We start from the raw sequence: 1206 nt of genomic DNA on the forward strand, positions 1-1206 counted from the left end.
GTTTTCCAATTCCTGCTCGCACAAGTCCTTCAGCACTTCCCGTACCGAGAGCCCCTGCTCCAATCACCAAAACGTGTTTCTTGGAAATTTTCTGTTGCCCTTTGACTCCAATTGGTGAAAAGAGTTCTTGGCGTGAATAACGTTCATTCATCCAATGCTCATTCCTTCAACTGGACTGCTTGCTATAGCGTACTCATTTTTTTCAATTCTCCCTGCTTCATACCCTAAGCGCCCTGATTCAATAGCAAGCTTCATTGCTTTCGCCATTTTGATTGGATCTTTGGCACCCGATACAGCTGTATTAAGCAATACACCATCTGCCCCTAATTCCATGGCAATCGTCGCATCCGATGGTGTTCCAATTCCAGCATCAACAATTACCGGAACATTGGACTGTTCAATGATAAATCGTAAGTTTAGTCGGTTTATAATACCTTGGCCTGATCCAATTGGAGAAGCTCCAGGCATAATCGCATGACATCCTACTTCTTCTAAACGTTTAGCAAGTAACACATCATCAGACGTATATGGTAACACTATAAAACCTAGTTTTACTAATTCCTCTGCTGCCTTTAGTGTTTCAATCGGATCAGGCAATAGTGTTTTTTGACAACCAATCACTTCTACCTTTATCATGTCACAAAGCCCAGACGCCTTGGCAAGCTGAGCTATTCGCACAGCTTCTTTGGCCGTTTTAGCTCCTGCTGTATTGGGAAGAAGTGTATATTTTTTCAAATCAAGCTTTTCTAAAAAATTTGGTTGGCTAGCTTCAAATATATTCATTCTCCGAACTGCAAATGTTAATATTTCAGTCTCTGAAACCTCCACTGCTTGCTTCTGAACATCGAAACTTGAATATTTCCCAGTACCTAATAGTAATCTTGATGAAAATTCATAAGAACCAATTTTTAACATATCATCCGCCTCCTACAAAATGTACAATCTCAACTTTGTCTCCATTTGACAAACGCGTTTCATTCTGATTTTCTTTTTCTAAAATTTCATCATTTAATTCCACAATCACGACTTTCTGATGTAAGCTAAAATGCTGCAATAACTCCGCAACAGTTGACTCATTAGCAGGAATTTGTATTTTTTCTCCATTAATAATTAGTTCCAATTCATTCACCTCTATTATGAAAAAATTGTATTTATCGAACGATCCACTCGAAAAGCAGACCATTCAGAATTTGCCCTTCTTTCAAC

At 38.8% G+C, this 1206-nt stretch carries 3 protein-coding genes; all 3 read right to left on the reverse strand.

Annotation, left to right across the window (positions count from 1 at the left end):
* Window positions 1–151: ThiF family adenylyltransferase (locus tag AC1DUW_RS29655; RefSeq protein ID WP_477644284.1), on the reverse strand; the 151-nt coding region annotated here is incomplete at its 3' end.
* Window positions 148–915 carry a thiazole synthase gene (locus tag AC1DUW_RS29660; RefSeq protein WP_053345872.1) on the reverse strand — a complete coding sequence of 256 codons (768 nt, stop codon included), beginning with the start codon at window positions 913–915 and terminating at the stop codon, window positions 148–150. The genes AC1DUW_RS29655 and AC1DUW_RS29660, both read right to left, overlap by 4 nt.
* 1 nt (window position 916) lies before the next feature.
* Window positions 917–1120, reverse strand: coding sequence for a sulfur carrier protein ThiS (thiS, locus tag AC1DUW_RS29665; RefSeq protein WP_053345871.1), 204 nt, complete (start codon window positions 1118–1120; stop codon window positions 917–919).
* Window positions 1121–1206: the final 86 nt, after the last annotated feature.

This window comes from Peribacillus sp. P4_C12 (assembly GCF_056402095.1).

Excerpts from the sequence above, each read along its gene's own strand:
- AC1DUW_RS29660 (WP_053345872.1), bottom strand. The coding sequence starts at position 915 with ATGTTAAAAATTGGTTCTTATGAATTTTCATCAAGATTACTATTAGGT.